At 57.3% G+C, this 843-nt stretch carries 1 protein-coding gene; it reads right to left on the bottom strand.

Annotation, left to right across the window (positions count from 1 at the left end; translation table 11 throughout):
- Positions 1-343: 343 nt before the first annotated feature.
- A partial coding sequence (locus tag ACOCD2_RS22845) for a transposase (RefSeq protein ID WP_419584661.1) occupies positions 344-843 on the bottom strand: 500 nt, incomplete at its 5' end.

Raw genomic sequence — 843 nt, 5'->3', positions numbered from 1 at the left:
GCTGTAAGACTAACACATTAAGCGGCATCTATCAAGATAATATAACATTATCAGTATATTAGCGGTTTTCGGGTCGATTCAGGACGCGATGGGAAATTTTGCAGAAAAACGCTAACCCGCATCGCTCACCGACCCCCTGGTTCCGGCGTTTTTGGGCGCCGGGACGTGGCCAAGATAGCCCGATAGCCCATTTCTCGTGCCAAGGTACTCGCGGAGAGAAGTGATTCTCGTGTTTTTCGCTCTCCCGGGGCTCTGGAGGATGTTTTTTCGACGGAACAGACGCGCCGGCCCCTCAGCACCGGAGTCTGATCGGTTGTGTCAACGTTGCCGGATGTAATAGGGTTTATCCAGGGGGTGACCAGGCAGGGTGCTGCTTGAGATTGGCCAGGATCTGAGCGATGTCGCTGGCGTAGGGGTATGCTTCCGAGAAGGACAGCCAGACTTTGCGTGCTGTCAGGCGCAGGCGGGCGCCGATTTTCAGCAGCTTCAGACGGATCGTCGTGCTCTGGGCCTTGGCGAACGCCGTACCGGTCAGCCCCAGCCGGCGCAGGCCATAGGCGAAGGAAGAGAAGTACAGCCGCAGTTGGTTCGCCCGCAGGGTGGCACTGCTGGTGCGATCGGCGAACAGTCCCAGTTGCTGCTCCTTGATCCGGTTTTGTTCGGCGCATCCCTGCGCCTCACCCCTTCGGGGCTTGCGCGAAAATTCATTCCCGATGAATTTTTCCATCTCGCCACGGGCACAGTAAAGATCTTCGTATAAATGTTGGGCATCCGCGTCACGGGTGCTCAGGTTGGTGACGACAAAACGCGGATTGGCCTTGCCCGGCAGGTATTCCGCCTTGC

The organism is Thiolapillus sp. (assembly GCF_048562965.1).
Lineage (GTDB): Bacteria > Pseudomonadota > Gammaproteobacteria > Chromatiales > Chromatiaceae > Thiolapillus > Thiolapillus brandeum_A.
Note: the sequence above shows the minus strand (reverse complement) of the source record. Positions and strands in the feature narration are given on the sequence as shown.